A 21221-nucleotide genomic window follows, 5' to 3' on the forward strand; every position below is an offset into this window, starting at 1 on the left:
ATGGGCGCTCCGTTGGCAGCAACTGATCCCCATCTAGGGCGACACGGCTCCGGGTGCACCCCCAAAGGCCACGCCCGGCGGATTGACCTCTGGACAGGCTGCGCCAACCCGGCCTAATTCCCCCATGGCCAAGCTCTACTTCCACTACTCCACCATGAACGCAGGCAAATCGACCGTCCTGCTTCAGGCATCGCACAACTATATCGAACGCGGCATGCAGACCTATCTGCTGACCGCCCGCCTCGACACCCGCGCGGGTGAAGGCCGCATTGCCAGCCGCATCGGCATCGGCGCGGCGGCCGATACCTTCGATCCCGACACCGACCTCTTCGCCCGGATCAAAACGCGGCTGGAGGAGGGCCCCTGCAACTGCATCTTCCTGGACGAGGCGCAGTTCCTGACCCGCGAGCAGGTCTGGCAACTGGCCCGCGCTGTGGACGACCTGAACGTGCCGGTGATGTGCTACGGGTTGCGGGTCGATTTCCTGGGCCACCTCTTCGAAGGGTCCGCTGCCCTGCTAGCCCTGGCCGATGAAATGCGCGAGGTCCGGACTATCTGTCATTGCGGCAAGAAGGCCACGATGGTCGTCCGCCGCGGCCCCGACGGCAAGGCCCTGCGCGAAGGGGCGCAGGTGCAGGTCGGGGGCAACGAAACCTATGTCTCGCTCTGTCGTCGCCACTGGCGCGAGGAGATGGGCGACCCGACTGTGTGACCGACCGCCGGACCCCGGCCAGCCAGAAGGCAGACCCGCGACCATGCAAATCTTCCGCTGCCCCGCCTGCGCCGCGCCGGTCTATTTCCACAACCTCGCCTGCAGCTGCGGTCAACAGCTGGTCTTCGACCCCGAGGCCCAGGTCATGGCGGCGGCCGGGGCCACCTGCGGCAACCGCGCCGATATAGACTGCAACTGGATGGCGGAGGCAGACGGCCTCTGCCGATCCTGCGCCATGACCGAAACCGTGCCCGACCTGCGCGAGGCCATGAATCTGCCGCTTTGGCAGACCAGTGAACTGGCCAAGAGATGGGTGATCGCCAACCTCGGCAGATGGGGCTGGTTCACCCGCGCCGATCCCGGGCCCCGCCCGACCTTCCGAATGCTCTCGGAACAGACCCTCGCCGGGCAGGAAAACGTCACCATGGGTCATGCAGAAGGCACGATCACGATCAATGTGAGCGAGGCCTCCGACGCCCTGCTGGCGCAACGGCAGGAAGACCTGGGAGAACTCTACCGCACCATGACCGGCCATATCCGGCATGAGATCGCCCATTTTCTCTTCCTGCGGCTCGGTCAGAGCGACGCTTTCCTCGCCGATTTCCGGGCGCTCTTTGGCGATGAAACGACGGATTACGCCGCCGCACTCCAGGCCCATTACAGCGACCCCCGGCCAGCGGATCACGATCATATCACCAGCTATGCCACCGCCCATCCGCACGAGGACTGGGCCGAGACCATTGCCCATCTCCTCCATCTCGTCGATCTGATCGACAGCGCGGCAGCGGCACGGCTCTCGCTGCCCGACGGGGTGGTCCCCGGCTATGACGCCTATGCCGATCCCGACACGGACACCGTGATCTCCCGCGCGGTCGATGTCTCCATAGCCGTGAACCACGTAAACCGTGCGCTCGACCTGCCGGATGTCTATCCCTTTGTCCTGCCCGACGGGGTGCGCCGCAAATTTGCCTTTGCGCACGGGCACCTGCGCTTGACGTGACCATGGGGATCAGAAAGCCCCGTCACCCTCGGGCTCGCCCCGAGGGCCTCCCGCCACATGCACCTGCCGCAGGAGATCCTCGGATCAAGTCCGAGGATGACTTGCGCGCCCGTGTCCCGCCCCCGCCCCCAACCCTGCCGAAAAAACCGGCACAGTTGCAAAGACGCGTATGACCTCTATCGTTTCCTGCACTGCCCCCGTGGCGTCGTTCCCCGCCTGGCCTAATCTGGCAGACGCATCCGCGGCCCCAAGCGAAAGACGAAGACCCCATGGCGATCCACGCAAGCATCTACCACCTGACGCATTACAAATACGATCGCCCGGTGACGCTCTCCCCCCAGATCATCCGCCTGCGCCCCGCCCCGCATTCGCGCACCCGCGTGATTTCCCATTCGCTCAAGGTCAGCCCCGGCGGGCATTTCGTGAACCACCAGCAGGACCCCTACGGCAACTGGATGGCGCGGTTTGTCTTTCCGGAACCGGTGCGCGAGTTCAAGATCGAGGTCGATCTGGTCGCGGACATGACGGTCTACAACCCCTTCGATTTCTTCGTCGATGAGAGCGCCGAAACCTGGCCCTTCGACTATCCCGCCGAGCTTTCCGAAGACCTCTCGATCTACCGCAAGCCCGAACATGTCACGCCGAAACTGCAGGAGTTTCTCAACACCATCGACCGGACGGAGGCGCGGACGGTCGATTTTCTGGTGGAGCTGAACCGCAAGGTCTCCCAGGCCGTCGATTACACCATCCGGATGGAACCCGGCGTCTATTCGCCGGAGGACACGCTGACCATCGGGTCCGGCTCCTGCCGGGACAGCTCCTGGCTGCTGGTGCAGGTCCTGCGCAGCCTCGGCTTCGCGGCGCGGTTCGTGTCGGGCTACCTGATCCAGCTGAAACCGGATCTGGAGGCGCTGGACGGCCCCTCGGGCACCGATCACGACTTCACCGACCTGCACGCCTGGTGCGAGGTCTACCTGCCTGGCGCGGGCTGGATCGGCTTCGACCCCACCTCCGGCCTGATGACTGGCGAGAGCCACATCCCCCTCGCCGCCACGCCGCATTACCAGAACGCGGCCCCGATTGCGGGCGGCTATGCCTCTGCCGGGACGCCGCAGGTCGACTTCAATTTCGACATGCAGATCAAGCGGGTGGCGGAACATCCCCGGATCACCAAACCCTTCTCGGACGAGGCCTGGGATCGGCTGAACGCCCTTGGCCGCCATGTCGATGAACGTCTGACAGCCGGCGACGTCCGTCTGACCATGGGGGGCGAGCCCACCTTCGTCTCCATCGACGATTTCGAGAGCGGCGAATGGAATACCGATGCCGTCGGGCCGCAGAAACGCGGGTTGGCTGACACGCTGATCCGCCGTCTGAAGGACCGTTTCGCGCCGGGCGGCTTCCTGCACTACGGTCAGGGCAAGTGGTATCCGGGCGAGAGCCTGCCGCGCTGGACCTTCTCGCTCTACTGGCGGACGGATGGGCAGCCGGTCTGGAAGAACACCGATCTGATCGCGAAAGAGACGGACGACCAGAAACCGACCGCCGAGGATGCGGGCAAATTCATGGGCCGCTTTGCGGAGGCGCTTGGCCTGGACGCCGACTATGCACAGCCCGCCTACGAGGACCCCGCCGAATGGATCCTCAAGGAGGGCAACCTGCCCGCCAACGTGACGCCCGAGAACTCCAAGCTGAAGAACCCCGAGGACCGCGCGCGCTATGCCCGTGTCTTCAACCGCACCCTGACCGAGGCCGCGGGCTATGTCCTGCCGATCCAGCGATGGCAGGGCAAGGCGTCGAAATGGCAGTCCGAACGCTGGAAACCCCGGCGTGGCAAGCTCTTCCTCGTGCCCGGGGACAGCCCCGTGGGCTTCCGCCTGCCGCTCGGCTCTCTGCCCTATATCGCGCCCGCCTATTACCCCTATTCCTACCCCGCCGACACAACGCAGGACCACGCCCCCCTGCCCGATTTCCACGCCGAGGTCGCCGCCCGCCGCAAGGCCGTCGAGGAGGAGATCGCCAGGATCGAGGCGGAAGAGGTCGAGGAACGCGCCCGCCTCCTGCCCGAGGAATCGAAGGACCACGCGCAGAAGGCGGAAACCAAGTCCCAGCCAGAGGGCGAGCGTCAGACCATCATCCCGCAGGGCGCCGAGGTGCCCGAGGGGGAACAGGGCCTTGGCGCGGTCCGCACCGCCATCGCTATCGAACCGCGCGACGGTCGGCTCTGCCTCTTCATGCCGCCCTGCGACCGGCTGGAGGATTACCTGGAACTGATCGCGGCGGCCGAGGAAACCGCCGCCGATTTGGGCCTGCCCATCCATATCGAGGGCTATTCACCCCCCTCCGACCCGCGCCTCAACGTGATCCGCGTCGCCCCCGACCCCGGCGTGATCGAGGTGAACATCCACCCCGCCTACACCTGGGACGACTGCGTCGCCACGACCGAAGCGATCTACGAGGAGGCCCGCCAGTCCCGCCTTGGCGCCGACAAGTTCATGATCGACGGGCGCCACACCGGCACCGGCGGCGGCAACCATATCGTCTTTGGCGGCGCCTCCACCAACGACAGCCCCTTCCTGCGCCGCCCCGATCTGCTGAAGTCGCTGATCCTGATCTGGCAGCGGCACCCCTGCCTCAGCTACCTCTTCTCCGGCCTCTTCATCGGCCCGACCTCCCAGGCCCCCCGGATCGACGAGGCGCGGCACGATACGCTCTACGAGCTGGAAATCGCGCTGTCCCAGATCCACGCCCCGGGCGACGGCACCCCGCCGCCGCCGTGGCTGGTCGACCGCCTGCTGCGCAACATGCTGACCGACGTCACCGGCAACACGCACCGGGCCGAGATCTGCATCGACAAGCTCTATTCCCCCGACGGCCCCACGGGACGCCTGGGGCTGATCGAATTCCGCGGGTTCGAGATGCCGCCGGATCCGCGCATGTCCCTGGCCCAGCAGGTCCTGCTGCGCGCCATCATCGCGCGGTGCTGGGAGGCCCCGGTGAAGGGCAAGCCAGTCAGATGGGGCACGGTCCTGCACGACCGCTTCATGCTGCCACATTACCTGTGGGACGACCTGCTCGACCTGCTCAGCGATCTGCGCGATCACGGCTATGACCTGGACCCGACCTGGTTCGAGGCGCAGGCCGAGTTCCGCTTCCCCTTCTGCGGCCAGATCGAGGCCGAGGGCGTGCATCTGGAGGTCCGTCAGGCGCTGGAGCCCTGGCACGTGCTGGGCGAGATGGGGGCGATCGGCGGCACCGTGCGCTACACCGACAGCTCGGTCGAGCGTCTGCAGGTCAAGCTGACCACTCTGCATCAGGACCGCTACCGCGTGATGTGCAACCGCCGCCCCGTGCCGATGACCCGCACCCTGACCTCCGGCACCGCCGTCGGCGGCATCCGGTTCAAGGCGTGGCAACCGGCGGAGGCGCTGCACCCGACTCTGCCGGTCAGCGCACCGCTGACCATCGACATCTACGACGACTGGACGGGCCGCGCCCTGACTGGCTGCACCTACCACGTCGCCCACCCCGGCGGGCGCAATTACGACACCTTCCCCGTCAACGGGTACGAGGCCGAGGCCCGCCGCCTGGCTCGGTTCGAACCGCACGGCCATGCCCCTGCGCCCTACCGGCCACAACCGGAAACTCCGCATCCGGAATTCCCGATGACCCTTGACCTCCGACGGCCAACAGGATTGGGATAACCACTCTACCGGAGGGGTCATGGACAAACCGACCAAGACCGGCGCGGACAGCCCTCTGCTGCAGGACTACGCGCCGACTGATGGCGTGGCGGACGAGCTGTTCGACCGCGACGGCGCCATGCGTCCGGTCTGGCGCAAGTTCATCGACACCCTGTCCAATTTCTCCGAAGAGGAACTGCGCGGGAAATTCGAACGCGGCAAGCAGTACCTGCGCGATGCCGGCGTCTACTTCCGCCAGTATTCCAGCGATCCGCTGAACGAACGCGAATGGCCGCTGGCCAATATCCCCGTCCTGCTGCACGAAAAGGAATGGGAGACGATCTGCGCGGGCCTCAGCCAGCGGGCAGACCTGCTGGAACAGGTGATGGCCGATCTCTACGGTTCGGCCACCCTTCTGTCTGGCGGCCAGTTGCCGCCCCGGCTGATCACCGAAAACACCCATTTCAAACGCCCCATGGTCGGCGTCCCCCCGCGCGGCGGGCATTACCTGCATTTCCTCGCGTTCGAGCTGGGCCGCTCCCCCGATGGGAGCTGGCTGGTCCTGGGGGACCGCACGCAGGCCCCTTCCGGCGCGGGCTTTGCGCTGGAAAATCGCATGGCCATGCGGCGGGTCTTCCCCGAGGATTACCCCCGCGCCTATACGCACCGCGTTGTCGGCTTCTTCGAAGGCTTCCGCGCCGCGCTCCAGAAACTGGCCAGCGACAATCGCAGCCAGCCGCATCAGTTTGGCCTGCTGACGCCGGGCCGGGCCAATGACGCCTTCTTCGAACACCTCTACATCGCCCGGTACCTCGGCCTGCTGCTGCTGGAGGGCGAGGACATCATCGTGCAGAACGGCCAGGCCATGGTTCGCACGATCGAGGGGCCGGTGCCCCTTGGCCTGCTCTGGCGGCGGATCGACACCAGCTTCTCCGACCCCCTGGAATTCAACCCCGAAAGCCGCATCGGCGTGCCCGGGCTGATGGACGCGGTGCGCAGCGGCAACCTGGCCATGGTCAATGCGCTCGGCTCCGGCATTCTGGAAACCCGCGCCCTGATGGCCTTCCTGCCGCGCATCTGCAGGACCCTGACCGGTCAGGCGCTGGCCCTGCCCAATATCGCGACCTGGTGGTGCGGCGACGACACCGCCCGCACCTATGTCCGCGACAATGCACACCGCATGATGATAGCCCCGGCCCTCTCGGTCGATCTGCCCTTCGACAGCAATTCCGAAACCGTCCGCGGCGCGGAGCCGGAGATCTTCGACCTGCTGGACGGCCCCGCGCCGGATCTCGTCGGGCAGGAGGCCGTGGCCCTATCGACCACCCCCGCATGGATGGAAACCGAGGAGGGCCCCCGCCTCGCCCCCTGCCCGATGACGATCCGCGTTTTCGCCGCCCGCACCGATCAGGGCTGGACCTTCATGCAGGGCGGATATGCCCGGATCGGCCCGCCGGGCGATGCCACCGCCCTCGCCATGCAGCGCGGCGGCAGCGTGTCCGACGTGCTGATCCTGTCAGACAAACGCGTGCCCGAACCCGGTAGCCTGCAGGCCACCCATGACGCCACCGGCCGCCGCATGGTCCGGACAGAGGCCGTCGCCCTGCCCGCCCGCGCCGCCGACAACCTGTTCTGGCTGGGCCGCTACATCACCCGGTTCGAGGACGCCGCCCGCCTGCTGCGCGCCTACCACCTGCGCCTGGCCACGACCGACAGTGCAGATGATCCGATCCTGTCGCTCATCGCCAACTACCTGGAACCGGTCGGCATCGACGTCGAGGATGCCATCCCCCAGGGCCTGACCGACCGTCTGCTCTCGGCCCATAACTGCGCCGCGCGCATCCGCGACCGGTTTTCCACCGATGCCTGGTTTGCCCTGAACGACCTGGTCAAGACCGTGCGCCAGATGACCGAAACCGCCCGCCCCGGCGATGATGCCGCCCGCGCGATGAGTGTCCTGCTGCGCAAGACTGCGGGCTTCTCCGGCGTGGTGGTCGAAAACATGTACCGCTTCTACGGCTGGCGGTTCCTCAACATCGGGCGGTCGCTGGAACGCTGCGACACCCTGGCCTCGATCCTGCAGAGCTTCGCCGACCCCGACGCGCCGGACGGCGCGCTGGACATTGCCTTGGGCGTGGCCGACGGCGCCATGTCACACCGCCGCCGCTATGCGCTGGAACCCTCGCGCGACACGGTTGTCGACCTGCTGGCCCATGACGCCGGCAACCCGCGCTCGCTGCTGTTCCAGCTGCGCGAGTTGCAAGGCTTTGCCGAAGGGCTGCCCGGCGCGACCGGCTCCGCCCGCCCCTCCGCCCTGGTGCGCGAACTGCTGCCCCTGCGCACCCGGCTGGAGGTCGAACTGCCCGAGGATGTTTCGACCGAGGCGCTGACAGATTTCCGCGCGGCGCTGTCGCGCATGTCCGATCGCCTGGCCGAGGCCCATCTGCGGTGATCCGATGAAATACGACGTCACCCTCAAGATCGACTACAGCTACAGCCAGCCGACCAGCCACACGCGCAATCTGCTGCGCCTGCTGCCGCGCGACTTGCCGGGGCAACAACAGATCGAGGACTGGACGCTGGCCCTGTCGCCGCGCCCCTCCGAACAGACCTGGTTCACCGATTTCTTCGGCAACTCCGTCACCTCCGCCGCCTGGCACAGCCCGATAGAAGAGGTGAAGATCACCCTGACCTTCCGCGCCGAATGCCACGGCGACGCCCCGCGCCTGGCCCTGTCCAGCCCGCTGGAAAAGCTGCCCGCCGATCTCATTGCCTGCCGCGATCCGGGGCCGGACTCGCCCCTGCATTTCACCGCGCCCTCACGCCGCGCGCCCGTCCTGCGCGACATCACCGCCTTCGCCCACGACCTGCTCACCCCGAACATGTCCACGCTGGAGGCGGTGCAGACCATCGGCCACGCCATCCACGAGACCATGACCTTTTCGACCAAGGCCACCCATGTGGACACCCCGGTGCAGGAGGCCTTCGCGGCCCGCGCCGGGGTCTGCCAGGATTTCGCGCATATCATGATCTCGGCCCTGCGCGGGGTCGGCATCCCGGCGGGGTATGTCTCGGGCTTCCTGCGGACCTTCCCCCCGCCCGGCAAGGAGAAGCTGGTCGGCGTGGACGCCATGCACGCTTGGGTCCGCGCCTGGACCGGGCCGGAAATGGGCTGGGTCGAGTTCGACCCCACCAACGACCAGCCCGCCGGAACGGATTACATCGTGATCGGCTACGGACGCGACTACGACGACATCGCCCCGGTGCGCGGCGCCATGCGCGGCGCGGGCGAACAGGACAGCGATCAGAGCGTCGACGTAGCCACCGTCGCGTGACCCGGAACGCTTGACCCCGCGGCAGACCTTCGTGCTAGACCTGTTTCAGGGAGTGAGGGTTATGCGGTATTTACCCCTGATTGTCGCCCTGTTGACGATACCTGTCGGGATGATCCTCGCGGCATGGGTTCCGTTCTGGGGTGGGGTGGTGACCGGTCTTGCGGCGCTGATGGCGGCCGTGGGGCTGTATGATGTGGGCCAGACCACCAGCGCGGTGCGCCGCAACTATCCGATCGTCGCCCGCCTGCGCTTCCTCTTCGAACACTTCCGGCCAGAGATCCGGCAGTATTTCCTGGAAAGCGATCACGAGGAGACGCCGTTTTCCCGCGAGCAACGCTCGCTCGTCTACCGCCGCTCCAAGGGGATGGAGGGGGTCCGCCCCTTCGGCACCCTGCGCAACGTCAACGACATCGGCCACGAATGGATCAACCATTCCATGGCCCCGGTCCATCTGCCGGACGCGCCCTTCACCACCACCTTCGGCGGACCGGACTGCAAGAAACCCTACGAAGGCTCCGTCCTCAACATCTCCGGCATGTCCTATGGCGCCCTCTCGCCCAATGCGATCGAGGCGCTGAACAAGGGGGCCAAAATCGGTGGCTTTGCCCATACCACCGGCGAAGGCTCCATCTCCGTCTTTCATCGCAAACATGGCGGCGACCTCGTCTGGCAGATCGGCAGCGGATATTTCGGCTGCCGCACCAGCGATGGTCGCTTTGACCCCGAAAAATTCGCCGAAACCGCCGCCGATGATCAGGTCAAGATGATCGAGATCAAGCTCTCCCAGGGGGCCAAGCCCGGTCACGGTGGCATCCTGCCCGGCCCCAAGGTGACCAAGGACATCGCCGAGGCCCGTGGCATCCCGCTCGGCGTGGATTGCATCAGCCCCGAGGCCCACAGCGCCTTTTCCACCCCGCTGGAGCTTTGCGCCTTCATCAAGCAGCTGCGCGACCTGTCGGGCGGCAAGCCCGTCGGCTTCAAGATGTGCGTCGGCCATCCCTGGGAATGGTTCGCCATCGCCAAGGCGATGCTGGAGACCGGGATCAAGCCCGACTTCATCACCATCGACGGCTCCGAAGGGGGCACCGGCGCAGCCCCCGCGGAATTCGCCGACCACAAGGGCGCACCGCTGCGCGAGGGCCTGATGCTGGTGCACAACACGCTGGTCGGGCTGGATCTGCGCGACGACATCCGTCTCATCGCCTCGGGCAAGCTGATCAGCGCCTTCGATCTCTGCCGCATGTTCGCCCTGGGCGCGGATGCCTGCAACATCGCCCGCGGCTTCATGTTCGCCCTGGGCTGTATCCAGGCCCAGGCCTGCCACACCGGCAAATGCCCGACCGGCGTCACCACCCAGGACCCCGGCCGCTACAAGGCGCTTGAGATCGGCAACAAGAGCGACCGGGTCGCCAATTTCCACCGCAATACGCTGATCGCGCTGAAGGAGGGGGTCTCCTCCTCCGGCCTGACACACCCCTCCCAGTTCACGCCGCACCACCTGGTCATCCGCATCAACAGCCGCGAGGCCCGCTCCGCCGCAAGCCAATACCTCTGGCTGGAAAAGGGCGAGCTGCTGTCGAACGAGGCCATGCACCCCGCCTTCGCCAAATACTGGAACCGCGCGCAGACCGGGTCTTTTGCTGAAGTGGCTTGAGTGCCGGGGCCGTGGTTTGGTCGGGTTGGGCCTGGGGGGTGTGAGAGAGTGTGGGGGTGGGAAGCAGGGGCCGCTTTGCGCCCATTATAGCTGATCGTGCGACGTACGGTGAACCTCGAAAGGAGCAATGCTCTTTGGCACAAGGCAGTTCTTTCGTAGGAACGTACGCGTTAAAACGCCGCTGTTGGTGTTTGGAAAATGACCAGGGGATATGAGTAAATGCAAAGCAAGTTCCGAGGAATTTTCCATCGGCCCGATGAGGACCCCGGGAATAGAAGCGCAAAGTTTCTCTCCCGAATGTTCGGTATCTTTTCCGAAAAGATCGTCGATGTCTGGGCTCGTGATACACGCGCACCGTACGTGGGCCTCGGACGGCCAACGCTCCGCTTCCCCGGCGATGTGCGTGGTCACACCCTCGACTTTACCCTGCTACATCGGAATTCCGAATTGATCTTCGCCGCCGAAATGAAGTGTGAGATCGAGTATATGAATTTTCGTTACTTCGTGCTTGAGAGCGCGCAGCAGCTCGACCATCACTCCAAGCCAGCCTTCGAGGCATTCCTGAAAGCGGCTAAGACACCGGAGTTGGCGGCTGCAAAAGTGGCACGGAAGCCGATCCGGATTGATGGTGCAATACTGGTATGGGGGGCAATCGACGCCGACGCCGTCGAACAGATCAAACAAGAGGTTGGCTTTTACGACATTTTGTCAATCGAGGAGATCTGCCGAGACTTGGCTACATGGGAAAATAAGGAATACCTCGATCTCATCGAGCAATACCGGTCTTGGTCCAACCGACTCTTCGATGGCCTCATTACCGGGACAAGCTAACCGACTGAAAGTCCACTAAATTGGCGCGCGGCAAGTCGGATGAGGCAAAGGTTTGCACGTCACCAGACAATTCCAGCCCGCGCTCACCTCTCCCCCCCTCATCTCCCCCCCCATCAAGCAACCTTGTTCGGCACCTCTTCCCCGGCGAAATAGGCGCGGAGGTTGGAGACCGCCATCAGCCCCATGTCCTCTCGCACCTCCAGCGACGAGGTTCCGAGGTGCGGCAGCAGGGTGACATGCTCCATCTTCAGCAAGCCGGGGCTGACCTTCGGCTCGTGCTCATAGACGTCCAGCCCCGCCCCGCCGATCGCCCCCGATTGCAAGGCCGCCACCAGCGCCGCCTCGTCGACGATATTGCCGCGCGCCACGTTGACCAGGATCGCATGGCCCTGCATCGCCTCCAGCACGGCGGCGTCGATCAGATGCTCCGTCTCCGGCCCGCCCGGCGCGGTGACGACCAGGACATCGGCCTTCGCGGCAACCTCCGTCAGGGGCATCTGCTGCGCCGGGAAATCCACCGTCTTCTCCGAGCGGTTGGCATAAAGCACATCCATGCCGAAGCCGAAATGGCAGCGCCGCGCCACCGCCTGGCCGATCCGGCCCATGCCGACGATGCCCACGGTCCGCCCGCTCAGATGCAGGCCCAGCAACTGCGTCGGATGCCAGCCCTCCCAGGCGCCCGATCGGACCAGCCGCTCGCCCTCGCCCGCGCGGCGCGCGGTCATCAGCATCAGCGTCATGGCAATATCGGCGGTCGCATCCGTCACGGCGCCCGGCGTGTTGGAGACGGTCACCCCATGCCCGGCACAGGCCTTCACGTCGATATGGTTGAACCCCACCCCGAAGTTCGCGACCATCCGGCAGCGGGGGCGCCCGAAATCGGCCAGGATATCGGCCGAAATCACATCGCCAAGCGTCACCATCATCCCGTCATAGACGGCAAACCCGGCGCGGATTTCGCCCGCTGTCATCGGCTTGTTCGATCTGCGGACCTCCACGTCGAACAGCTCCTCGGCGGCGGCCAGCGTCTGCGGCGGCATCGGGCGGCTGATCAGTACGCGTTTCAATGCATCCGCTCCCCTGGTGCAACGTCCTTGTCCGGGCTTACCAGCACGATCCCGCCCTCGGCATCCGACACGCCAAGCGTCAGCACCTCGGACATGAACCGGCCGATCTGGCGCGGCGGGAAGTTGACCACGGCCATGACCATCTTGCCGACCAGCGCCTCCGGCTCGTAATGCGCGGTGATCTGGGCGGAGGTCTTCTTCTCCCCGATCTCCGGCCCGAAATCTATCCAGAGCTTGATCGCGGGCTTGCGCGCTTCCGGGTAGGGTTCGGCCTTCACCACACTGCCCGCACGGATATCAACCTTGAGGAAATCGTCATAGGTGATCTCAGCCACGGCTCAGCTCCTTCGACCGGTCGGCCGCGGCCTTCACCGCGCGCCGCAACAGCGCCGGGAAGCCCGCGTCCTCGTCCATCAGAACCTCCAGCGCCGCCTGCGTGGTCCCGTTCGGCGAGGTCACGTTCACCCGCAATTGCGCCGGGTCCTCCTCCGCCTGTTCGGCCAGATCGCCAGCCCCGCCGACCGTCGCCTTGGCCAACGCCATGGCGAGGCCCGGGTCCAGCCCCTCGGCCTCCCCCGCGGCGGCCAGGGTTTCGATCAGGTGGAACACATAGGCCGGGCCGGAGCCGGAGACGGCCGTGACCGCATCCATCTGGCCCTCATTCTCCAGCCTCACCACCTGCCCCACGGCCGACAGCAGATCTTCGGTCAATGTCATATGCGCCTCGGTCACCGCCGAATTTCCGATAATGGCGGTGATCCCGCGCCCGATGGCGGCGGGTGTGTTCGGCATGGCCCGGATCACCGGCGTGCCCGGCCCGAAGACCTCCTCGAAAGTCGAAATCGGCGTCCCGGCGGCGACCGAAATCACCAGCGTCCGCCCCCCGCCAAGCGCTGCGACAGCAGGCAGCGCATCGCCCATCATCTGCGGTTTGACCGCGATCAGCGCCACGGCGGGCGCCTCGGGATAGTCAGCGTTGATGTGAACCCCCGCCCCGGTCAGCCAGTCGGCGGGATAGGGGTCCGTGACCCAGACGCTGGCAGGCGGCAGACCGCCCTTCAGCCAACCGGAGAGCATCGCGCCCCCCATTTTTCCGCATCCCATCAGGACCATGCCCTGACGGGCCACAGTATCCAACATGCCTTGCCTCCTGTGTCAGGGGCGCTTCAGGGCGCGCCCCCGTTCACCGGGACACTAGGCGCGGCCGTAGGCCTCTGCAATGGCCACCTGCAACGCATCGGCAGGGCTCTGCCCGCCCCACAGATGCAACTGCATCGCCGGGTAATACCGCTCCGCCGATCCGACGGCGGCGGCGATCATCGTGTCGATCTGCTCGGGGCTGGCCATCTGCTCGCCCCCCAGGATCAGCCCGTAGCTATAGACGCAGAGTTTGTGCTCGGTCCAGTAGGTGAAGGACCCCGCCCAGCACTGGTCATTGACCAGGTTGAGAAGCTCGTAGAGCCCCGGAAGCTTGTCCTCCGGCGGCTCCATCTCGAAGGTGCAGACCAGACGCAGGGTCTCGTCATAGGGCGACCATGCCAGCGTCACCGAATAGGTCCGCCACTGCCCCTCGACAGCCATCGCGATCTGGTCATCGGCGATCCGGTCGAAGTCCCACTCATGGTGCTCGGCCAGGTGTTCGACGATGTCGATAGGATGAAGCTCTTCGGTCAGAAACTGCTCGGACAATGCCATTGCGCCACCTCTTTTTGGTTGTAGCGCGAAGGGCGGATAAGCGCCCCTAGCGCTAGGTGCCTGCTCTAGGGGCTGGGCGATTTCCCGGTGCCCCTACGAGATATGGTGAGGGGACCGGGGCCATGTGGCAAGCAATTTGTTGGGGATATCTGCAAGTAATTGTGGATTAGCCCAAGAACATCACAAGAATAGTTCCTGGACACACTGGATATGACAAGTACATGACAAGATCAAACAGCGTTTGCCTCGAATCCCGGAGCTTGCATAGGCGCATGACGCCGTCGCCCCGCCAGGGGCGCGGCCTGCGGATGCGCGAAGCACCTACACTCCAGCCAAACGGCGATTACGCCTGCGGATCTTCGCCGTATTTGTTGCTGCCGGTGGTTCCCTTGCTCGCGAACCAGACGATCAGGATGATGATACCGACCAGCGGAATCAAACCGAGCCAATACCACCACCCGCTACGACCGGTGTCGTGCAGGCGACGGACTGCGACCGAAATATAGGGGAGCAGGATCAGCAGACCGAAGATCGTGGTGAAAGGTGTGAAATCGGTTTCCGATCCCACGCTTGCGCCCGTGTCCGTCACCGCCGTTGTCGATTCACCGAAGAGGACGAGGTCGATCACGCCTCCGATGACAATGACCAGGAAAAAGAACAGAACAAACCACCAGAATTCCGGTCGGGTGGCGCGCCCCGAAAAGGTAACGTATTTCCGAAGGCAGGTCTTGACCGCTTCACTAAATCCCATGGCACTCGCTCCTGTCAGGTCCATTGGATCTTACCGCAAATACCGAAGATGTCGCAAAAAAATTCTCAGCCTCGGCCTCTCAACGGCCAGACTGCGGGGGACGTGCTATGCCACTCCGTCATTTGTGCGCTTCTTACAGCAGCGCCACCAAAGCTCACGCGTCACTCTGAACGGGCTGACGAAAAGCGCACACCGCCCATAGGCTTCGCGTCGGTGCAAACGGCCAGCGCGACGGAAGTCGCCCGGGCAAGGGCACGACACGAGGGTCGTGTCACTTGCCTTCCAGCGCCTCGATCCGGGCCTTCAGCGCCTCGTTCTCCTCGCGGGCTTTCTGCGCCATGGCGCGCACGGCGTCGAATTCCTCGCGGGTCACAAAATCGCGATCCGCCAGCCAGCGGTCCAGCATGCTTTTGAAGGCCGTTTCGGCCTCGTCCTTGGCCCCCTGCGCCACGCCCATTGCGTTGGTCATCAGTTGCGACATGTCGTCGAAGAACTTGGAACGGGTCTGCATCTCGGTCTCCCTTCTGGGTTTCCCCCTATATGGGCCGGATCATGGCCGCTCACAAGGTTGACTTCCCCCCCGCGCCCCGGCCAAGTCACGCCCATGATCACCGCCGTCCTGCCCTTCCCCGACATCTCGCCCGAGATCTTCTCGATCTCGCTCGGCGGGTTCGAATTTGCCCTGCGCTGGTATGCGCTGGCCTATATCGTCGGGCTGGCCCTCGGTTGGCTGATCGCCCGGACCGCGCTGAACCGCCCGCAGCTCTGGCGCGCCGACAGCGCGCCGATGAGCCAGCCCCAGATCGAAGACCTGCTGACCTGGATCATCCTCGGCGTGGTGCTGGGCGGACGGCTTGGCTTCGTCCTTTTCTATCAACCGGGCTATTACCTCTCCAACCCGCTGGAGATCCCGATGATCTGGCAGGGCGGCATGTCCTTCCACGGCGGGTTCCTCGGCGTGGTCGCGGCCACCTGGATCTGGTGCGCGCGCAATGCCGTGCCGAAACTGCCGACGGCGGACCTGCTGGCCCTGGCCGCGCCCGTGGGCATCCTGCTGGGCCGCATTGCCAACTTCATCAACGGCGAGCTCTGGGGCCGCCCGTCGGATGTCCCCTGGGCCGTGATCTTTCCCGGCCGTGGCGCGATGTGCGACGGGCTGCCCTGCGCCCGCCATCCCTCGCAACTCTATGAGGCGGGGCTGGAGGGGCTGGTGCTGGGCCTGATCCTGCTCTGGCTCGCCTTCGCCCGGGGCGCGCTGAAGAAACCGGGGCTGATCGCCGGGCTGTTCTTCGCCGGATACGGGCTGGCCCGCGCCTTTGTCGAGTTCTTCCGCCTCGCGGATGCGCAATACATCACCCCCGACAACCCCTATGGCCACGTCCTGCGCCTGACAGACGGCCTGGGTCTGACCATGGGGCAGATCCTTTCGCTGCCGATGGTGGCGATCGGGGTGGTCGTCATCCTGATCGGCCGCCGCCAATGGCGATGACCCCGCTCAAGGAAAAGCTCCTGCGCCGGATCGCCGCAACCGGTCCGATGACCCTGGCGGATTACATGCAAAGCTGCCTGCTGGATCCCGAGCATGGCTATTACACCACCCGCGACCCCTTCGGCCGCACCGGGGATTTCATCACCGCGCCGGAAATCAGCCAGATGTTCGGCGAGCTGATCGGCCTCGCCCTGGCGCAGAGCTGGCTGGATCAGGGTGCGCCCAGCCCCTTCACTCTGGCCGAAGCCGGGCCGGGCCGGGGCACCTTGATGGCCGATATCCTGCGCGCCACCCGCGCCGTGCCCGGCTTCCACGCCGCCGCCCGGATCACGCTGATCGAGGCCTCCCCCACCCTGCGGGACATCCAGCGCACGGCCCTGGCCGATTACGACGTCACCTGGATCGACACCGCAGCCGATCTGCCCGACGCCCCCCTCTGGTTCATCGCCAACGAGTTTTTCGACGCCCTCCCGATCCGCCAGTTCCAGCGCGCGGGCGATGGTTGGGCCGAACGCGTCGTCACGGCGCAGGGAGAGGCGCTCACCTTCGCCCTCGCCGCCCCGCAGCCCTATCCCGCCCTGGACCACAGGCTGGCCGACACCCGGGAGGGCGATGTCGTCGAAACCTGCGCCCCCGCCCTGCCGATCGCCGCCACCCTGGGCGCGAAGATCGCCGAACACGGCGGCGCGGCGCTGATCGTGGATTATGGCGGCTGGCACTCCCTCGGCGACACCTTCCAGGCCCTCACCGCCCATGAACCGGTGGACCCGCTGGCGGCCCCCGGACAGGCCGATCTGACCGCCCATGTCGATTTCGAACGCCTCGCCCAGGCCGCCGCCCCGGCCCGCGCCGCGCCCTTGACCCCGCAGGGCGTTTTCCTTGAACGGCTCGGCATCACGGCCCGGGCGCAAGCCCTCGCGACGCAATTGCGGGATGACGCCCTTGCGTCCCATATCGCCGCACATCGCCGCTTGACCCACCCCGAGGAAATGGGGACGCTCTTCCATATCCTGGCCCTCACACCGCCTGATGCGCCGATGGTGCCGGGAACCGCAGACCCCGGACGAGCAGCCGAATGACCCTGGAAATCATCACATCGCCGCTCCTCGATCCCCTGCGCCACGGGTTCTTCACCCGGCGCGGCGGTGCCTCCTCGGGGATATTCGCCGGGCTGAACTGCGGCCCCGGATCGTCCGACCAGACCGAGATTGTGGAGATCAACAGAACCCGCGTCGCCCGCGCGATGGAGGTCGAGGACCGCGATCTGATCACCGTCAGCCAGGTGCATTCCGCCACCGCGCTTCCCCTGACCGCGCCGCCCGAGGGCAAGCCCGAGGCCGATGCCGTCGTCACCGCCACCCCCGGCCTGGCCCTCGCCATCCTCACCGCCGATTGCCAGCCCGTGCTCTTTGCCGATGCGGAGGCCGGGGTGATCGGCGCCGCCCATGCCGGCTGGCGCGGCGCCCTCGACGGGATCCTGGAGGCGACGATCGACGGCATGGAATCCCTCGGCGCCAGACGCGCGCGGATCCGCGCCGTCATCGGCCCCACGATCAGCCAGCGCGCCTATGAGGTCGGGCCCGAATTCCTGGACCGCTTCCTGGAGGAAGACCCCGAGAACGCCAATTTCTTCGCCGGGGGGGACGGCGACCGGGTGCATTTCGATCTCCCGGCCTATGGTCTGCATCGCCTGCGCGCCGCCGGGATCGCAGAGGCCGACTGGACCCGCCACTGCACCTACAGCGACCCCCACAGATTCTATTCCTTCCGTCGCACGACCCACGCCGGCGAAGCGGACTACGGACGGCTGATTTCTGTCATTCGTTTATAAACGCCCGGATTTCGCCCCGATTGTTTCCAAAAACACTGTAAGCCCCGCCTTTTCGGCGGGATTGCCCGCCAGAAAATACACAGAAGTTAACGCTAAATTGCCCTTATTTGCCCCGCCCCCGCCCAAAAGCAGGGGGATAGTCAGCCTATCGCCGAACTACGGTGAAGCAGACCGCAAAGGACAAAGCGATGACCGCAAAGCAGAAACGCTGGATCAAGTCCCTGGTGGACACCGCCCGGAAGACCGAGACCAAGCTGCCCTACCAGCGCGGCCAGCGCACCGAGGTTGCCGCCCGCCTGCGCGCCGCTGCAAAACGCCAGGCAGCGTGAAGAGATATCGAATTCGGCGTCGTCGTGCCTGAGACGCCGTGGCGGCGGCTTTCATCCCCGTAGCCGCCGCAAGGGGAGAGACTGCATCTGCTCGCGCAGTCTCTCCCTCCCCCTTCCGGACAAGGCGCCGTTTGATTCGCCTTTCCCCCGCCGCAATTGTGGCCCCACTCTCCCCCTCCCGAGAACAATCCAGCCGTCTCTGGGCCGATTACCCGCAGGCCACGACCAATCGATGCGGATTTTTGACAAGTCCACCTCCGAACGTGCACATTTTCCCCATCTGATCCACAGAGTCCGTCTCGTGTTGTCGGTGGGGGCCGACGCAGATGTGACGCCATTAAGAGGTGTTGCTGATGTCTGGTCCTTTCTCGCCCAACCCGGGCGATTTTTCTGCTATTTCGAGTGTCAGCCAGTCGCTGCCGACCATGCGGCGGTACATGACCTCTTATCTCACCCCCGAGGGAGACGTCTGGTACGATGACGTGCGCGCGCCCGCGACGCCCGAATTCCAATGTGCATTCAACGCCCTGGCCCATGGCTCTCTGATCGCCACCACCGAAGGCGAGGTCGCGATCGAGGATCTGCGCCCCGGCATGAAGGCCATCACCATCGAACACGGCGCGCAACCGATCCTCTGGATCGGCTCCATGACCCATATGCCCGACCCGAACGGCGCCCGCTTCCTGACCCGCGTCACCGCGGACCGTTTCGCCGCCGGCGCCCCGCCGATGGATCTGCTCTGTGGTCCCGGCGCGCGGCTACTGCATCGCCCGGCCCGCCTGCGCAGCCTGGCAGACCACAGACCGGTCTACACGCCGCTGCGCGATTTCATCGACGGCGACAGCGTCATCGCCATCGCACCGCGCATGGCCATCGACACCTACCACATCGCGCTGCAGCGCCATGCGACGATCCGTGTCGGCGGGCTGGATCTGGAGACCTTCCACCCCGGCATGACGGTGCTGGACCAGATGGGCAACAACACCCGCGATCTCTTTGTCTCGATGTTCCCGCATATCCGCCGCGCGACGGATTTCGGCCCGCTGGCCCACCCCCGCGTGACCATGCGCTCGATCGAGGATGCGGCGGCCTGAGCCAGCGCCAAACATGTCAATGAAAGCAAAAGGGCAGCGGCCACCCCGGGCGCTGCCTTTGTCGGTCAGGCGGTCCGGCTTAGCCGTTCTTCGAGGATGTCGAAGGGCACGCCTGGATCATCCTTGGCACAGCGGATGACCAGAGAGGTCTTCACGCTGGCCACGTTGTCCGCCGCCGTCAGCTGCCCGGTGAGGAAGCTCTGAAAGGTCGACAGATCCGGCGCGACGCATTTCAGGATGAAATCCACCTCGCCGTTCAACATGTGACACTCCCGCACCAGCGGCCACTCCTTGCAGCGCGCCTCGAAGGCCGACAGGTCCGACTCGGCCTGGCTCACCAGCCCGACCATGGCAAAGACCTGCACCTCGAAGCCCAGCTCCCGGCTGTCCACCTGCGCATGATAGCCCTTGATGAACCCCGCCTCTTCCAGCGTGCGCACCCGGCGCAGACAGGGCGGGGCCGAGATGCCGACCCGCTTGGCCAGCTCCACATTGGTCATCCGACCATCGGCCTGCAATTCGGCCAGGATTTTTCGATCGATCGCGTCCAGACGGGTGCCCGCCATACTCGCCTCCCAAATTTGCGTTTGTTATATCAGCGCCGCCAGCCTGCGCAATAATCTTTCGCGTGCGCGCAACATCCGGTCGCGACGTCAGCCGCAAACGAATGCTTTGCCACTTGGTTGCAGCCCCTTGCCACGCGGCTTACATACACTCAACCATCCGTCACCCCGGGGAGCAACGCCATGTCCGACACCCGCCACACCAAGGTCCTCATCATCGGCTCCGGCCCCGCGGGATACACCGCCGGCGTCTATGCCAGCCGCGCCATGCTGAACCCGATCCTCGTTCAGGGGATCGAGCCGGGCGGCCAGCTGACCACCACGACCGAGGTCGAGAACTGGCCCGGCGATACAGAGGTTCAGGGCCCTGATCTGATGGTCCGGATGGAGGCCCACGCCAAGGCCATGGGATGCGAGATCGTCGGCGACATCATCATTGATCTCGACCTCTCCAAACGTCCCTTCACCGCCAAGGGGGACAGCGGCACGACCTACACCGCCGACGCCGTGATCCTCGCCACCGGCGCCCGTGCCAAGTGGCTGGGACTGGACAGCGAAGAGGCCTACAAGGGCTTCGGCGTCTCCGCCTGCGCCACCTGCGACGGTTTCTTCTATCGCGGCCAGGAAATCGTGGTGATCGGCGGCGGCAATACCGCCGTGGAAGAGGCGCTGTTCCTCACCAACTTCGCCACCAAGGTCACCCTGATCCACCGCCGCAACGAGTTGCGCGCCGAAAAGATACTGATTGACCGCCTGATGAAGAACCCCAAGATCGAACCCCTCTGGGATCATGTGCTCGAAGAGGTCGTGGGCGAGGACAACCCCAAGGGCGTCTCCGGCGTGAGGGTCAAGAACGTGAAGACCGGCGAGATCAGCGAGATCTCGGCCAAGGGCGTCTTTATCGCCATCGGACACGCCCCGGCCAACGAACTGGTCATGGACCAGCTGGAGCTGCACAACGGCGGCTATGTGAAGGTCGAACCCGGATCGACCCGCACCTCCGTCCCCGGCGTCTTTGCGGCCGGCGACCTGACCGACCATGTCTATCGTCAGGCCGTGACCTCGGCCGGGATGGGCTGCATGGCCGCGCTGGATGCCGAACACTGGCTCGCCGCGCAGGTGGACGAGGCGCCCGCCGACCTGAACGTCGTGACCGCCAACGCCTGATCGCGCGCGATCATGGGCCG

General features: G+C 65.5%; 20 protein-coding genes. 13 read left to right on the forward strand and 7 right to left on the reverse strand.

What is annotated here, in order from left to right; translation table 11 throughout:
- Positions 1–124: 124 nt before the first annotated feature.
- The 7 genes from ACFC2Y_RS08545 (at position 125) to ACFC2Y_RS08575 (ending at position 11215) form a co-directional block, all read left to right on the forward strand.
- The gene (locus tag ACFC2Y_RS08545; protein ID WP_375174910.1) at positions 125–712 is read left to right on the forward strand and encodes a thymidine kinase; all 588 of its coding nucleotides are present in this window, start codon (positions 125–127) and stop codon (positions 710–712) included.
- Between the two features lie 43 nt (positions 713–755).
- Positions 756–1712, forward strand: a complete 957-nt coding sequence (locus tag ACFC2Y_RS08550) for a putative zinc-binding metallopeptidase (protein WP_375174909.1) — start codon at positions 756–758, stop codon at positions 1710–1712.
- A 269-nt stretch (positions 1713–1981) separates the two neighbouring features.
- Positions 1982–5416 (forward strand): DUF2126 domain-containing protein, encoded by a 3435-nt coding sequence (locus tag ACFC2Y_RS08555; protein ID WP_375174908.1) that lies wholly within the window; start codon positions 1982–1984, stop codon positions 5414–5416.
- Positions 5417–5435: 19 nt separating this feature from the next.
- The gene (locus tag ACFC2Y_RS08560) at positions 5436–7847 is read left to right on the forward strand and encodes a circularly permuted type 2 ATP-grasp protein (RefSeq protein WP_375174907.1); all 2412 of its coding nucleotides are present in this window, start codon (positions 5436–5438) and stop codon (positions 7845–7847) included.
- A gap of 4 nt (positions 7848–7851) precedes the next feature.
- A complete protein-coding gene (locus ACFC2Y_RS08565) occupies positions 7852–8730 on the forward strand; it encodes a transglutaminase N-terminal domain-containing protein (protein ID WP_375174906.1) in 879 nt (292 codons plus the stop codon).
- A gap of 61 nt (positions 8731–8791) precedes the next feature.
- Positions 8792–10384: an FMN-binding glutamate synthase family protein gene (locus tag ACFC2Y_RS08570; protein WP_375174905.1), complete on the forward strand. Its 1593-nt coding sequence runs from the start codon at positions 8792–8794 to the stop codon at positions 10382–10384.
- A 219-nt stretch (positions 10385–10603) separates the two neighbouring features.
- Positions 10604–11215: a hypothetical protein gene (locus ACFC2Y_RS08575; protein WP_375186133.1), complete on the forward strand. Its 612-nt coding sequence runs from the start codon at positions 10604–10606 to the stop codon at positions 11213–11215.
- Between the two features lie 113 nt (positions 11216–11328).
- On the opposite strand, the gene ACFC2Y_RS08580 is transcribed toward ACFC2Y_RS08575, so the two are convergent.
- The 6 genes from ACFC2Y_RS08580 to ACFC2Y_RS08605 form a co-directional block, all read right to left on the reverse strand.
- A complete protein-coding gene (locus tag ACFC2Y_RS08580) occupies positions 11329–12282 on the reverse strand; it encodes a 2-hydroxyacid dehydrogenase (protein ID WP_375174903.1) in 954 nt (317 codons plus the stop codon).
- A complete protein-coding gene (locus ACFC2Y_RS08585; protein WP_375174902.1) occupies positions 12279–12617 on the reverse strand; it encodes a tRNA-binding protein in 339 nt (112 codons plus the stop codon). Before ACFC2Y_RS08585 ends, ACFC2Y_RS08580 begins: the two co-directional genes overlap by 4 nt.
- A complete protein-coding gene (proC, locus tag ACFC2Y_RS08590; RefSeq protein ID WP_375174901.1) occupies positions 12610–13422 on the reverse strand; it encodes a pyrroline-5-carboxylate reductase in 813 nt (270 codons plus the stop codon). Before proC ends, ACFC2Y_RS08585 begins: the two co-directional genes overlap by 8 nt.
- A gap of 54 nt (positions 13423–13476) precedes the next feature.
- The gene (locus tag ACFC2Y_RS08595; RefSeq protein WP_375174900.1) at positions 13477–13977 is read right to left on the reverse strand and encodes a YbjN domain-containing protein; all 501 of its coding nucleotides are present in this window, start codon (positions 13975–13977) and stop codon (positions 13477–13479) included.
- Positions 13978–14320: 343 nt separating this feature from the next.
- A complete protein-coding gene (locus tag ACFC2Y_RS08600; protein ID WP_375174899.1) occupies positions 14321–14728 on the reverse strand; it encodes a DUF805 domain-containing protein in 408 nt (135 codons plus the stop codon).
- Between the two features lie 271 nt (positions 14729–14999).
- On the reverse strand, positions 15000–15239 hold the full coding sequence (locus ACFC2Y_RS08605; RefSeq protein WP_375174898.1) for an accessory factor UbiK family protein: 240 nt from the start codon (positions 15237–15239) through the stop codon (positions 15000–15002).
- A gap of 96 nt (positions 15240–15335) precedes the next feature.
- On the opposite strand from ACFC2Y_RS08605, the gene lgt reads away from it, so the two are divergent.
- From lgt to ACFC2Y_RS08630, 5 genes are all read left to right on the forward strand, one after another.
- Positions 15336–16217 (forward strand): prolipoprotein diacylglyceryl transferase, encoded by an 882-nt coding sequence (gene lgt, locus ACFC2Y_RS08610; protein WP_375174989.1) that lies wholly within the window; start codon positions 15336–15338, stop codon positions 16215–16217.
- A complete protein-coding gene (locus tag ACFC2Y_RS08615) occupies positions 16214–17296 on the forward strand; it encodes a class I SAM-dependent methyltransferase (protein ID WP_375174988.1) in 1083 nt (360 codons plus the stop codon). The genes lgt and ACFC2Y_RS08615 overlap by 4 nt, the downstream gene beginning before the upstream one ends.
- Positions 17293–18048: a peptidoglycan editing factor PgeF gene (gene pgeF / locus ACFC2Y_RS08620; protein WP_375174897.1), complete on the forward strand. Its 756-nt coding sequence runs from the start codon at positions 17293–17295 to the stop codon at positions 18046–18048. Before ACFC2Y_RS08615 ends, pgeF begins: the two co-directional genes overlap by 4 nt.
- A gap of 188 nt (positions 18049–18236) precedes the next feature.
- The gene (locus ACFC2Y_RS08625) at positions 18237–18377 is read left to right on the forward strand and encodes a hypothetical protein (protein ID WP_375174896.1); all 141 of its coding nucleotides are present in this window, start codon (positions 18237–18239) and stop codon (positions 18375–18377) included.
- Between the two features lie 353 nt (positions 18378–18730).
- The gene (locus ACFC2Y_RS08630) at positions 18731–19471 is read left to right on the forward strand and encodes a Hint domain-containing protein (protein ID WP_375174895.1); all 741 of its coding nucleotides are present in this window, start codon (positions 18731–18733) and stop codon (positions 19469–19471) included.
- Between the two features lie 65 nt (positions 19472–19536).
- Here ACFC2Y_RS08630 and ACFC2Y_RS08635 read toward each other — a convergent pair whose 3' ends face one another.
- Positions 19537–20037 (reverse strand): Lrp/AsnC family transcriptional regulator, encoded by a 501-nt coding sequence (locus ACFC2Y_RS08635; protein ID WP_375174894.1) that lies wholly within the window; start codon positions 20035–20037, stop codon positions 19537–19539.
- A gap of 180 nt (positions 20038–20217) precedes the next feature.
- Here ACFC2Y_RS08635 and trxB point away from each other — a divergent pair, with 180 nt between their 5' ends.
- Positions 20218–21201 carry a thioredoxin-disulfide reductase gene (gene trxB / locus ACFC2Y_RS08640; protein WP_375174893.1) on the forward strand — a complete coding sequence of 328 codons (984 nt, stop codon included), beginning with the start codon at positions 20218–20220 and terminating at the stop codon, positions 21199–21201.
- Positions 21202–21221: the final 20 nt, after the last annotated feature.

This window comes from Pseudooceanicola sp., assembly GCF_041987405.1.
Classification (GTDB): Bacteria; Pseudomonadota; Alphaproteobacteria; order Rhodobacterales; family Rhodobacteraceae; genus Pseudooceanicola.